The organism is Oceanobacillus longus, from assembly GCF_042650085.1.
GTDB classification, from domain to species: Bacteria; Bacillota; Bacilli; order Bacillales; family Amphibacillaceae; genus Oceanobacillus; species Oceanobacillus longus.
The window spans coordinates 1-862 of record NZ_JBHSAO010000025.1; the positions used below are offsets into that span (position 1 = coordinate 1).

General features: G+C 52.9%; 1 rRNA gene. It reads right to left on the bottom strand.

The features are described 5' to 3' along the window. Positions 1-862: ribosomal RNA gene (locus ACFOUV_RS18580) — 23S ribosomal RNA — on the bottom strand; the annotation flags it as partial.

An 862-nucleotide genomic window follows, 5' to 3' on the forward strand; every position in this document is an offset into this window, starting at 1 on the left:
CATACAGCTAGGGTGGTATCCCACGGGTGCCTCCACGTAAGCTAGCGCTCACGCTTCTAAGGCTCCCACCTATCCTGTACAAGCTGCACAAACAGTCAATATCAGGCTACAGTAAAGCTCCACGGGGTCTTTCCGTCCTGTCGCGGGTAATGCGCATCTTCACGCATAGTATAATTTCACCGGGTCTCTCGTTGAGACAGTGCCCAAGTCGTTGCACCTTTCGTGCGGGTCGGAACTTACCCGACAAGGAATTTCGCTACCTTAGGACCGTTATAGTTACGGCCGCCGTTTACTGGGGCTTCGGTTCTAAGCTTCGCTTTGCAGCTAACTCTTTCCCTTAACCTTCCAGCACCGGGCAGGTGTCAGCCCCTATACTTCGCCTTTCGGCTTCGCAGAGACCTGTGTTTTTGCTAAACAGTCGCTTGGGCCTATTCACTGCGGCTCCTCCTAAAAAGGAGCACCCCTTCTCCCGAAGTTACGGGGTCATTTTGCCGAGTTCCTTAACGAGAGTTCTCCCGCTCACCTTAGGATTCTCTCCTCGCCTACCTGTGTCGGTTTGCGGTACGGGCACCTATGATCTAACTAGAGGCTTTTCTTGGCAGTGTGAAATCCGGAACTTCGGTACTAAATTTCCCTCCCCATCACAGCTTGAAATTGCCAGACGGATTTGCCTATCTGACTTTCTCACTGCTTGGGCGCACCTATCCATCAGTGCGCATTCCTTATCCTTCTGCGTCCCCCCATCGCTCAAACAATCATGAGGTGGTACAGGAATATCTACCTGTTGTCCATCGCCTACGCCTTTCGGCCTCGGCTTAGGTCCCGACTAACCCTGAGAGGACGAGCCTTCCTCAGGAAACCT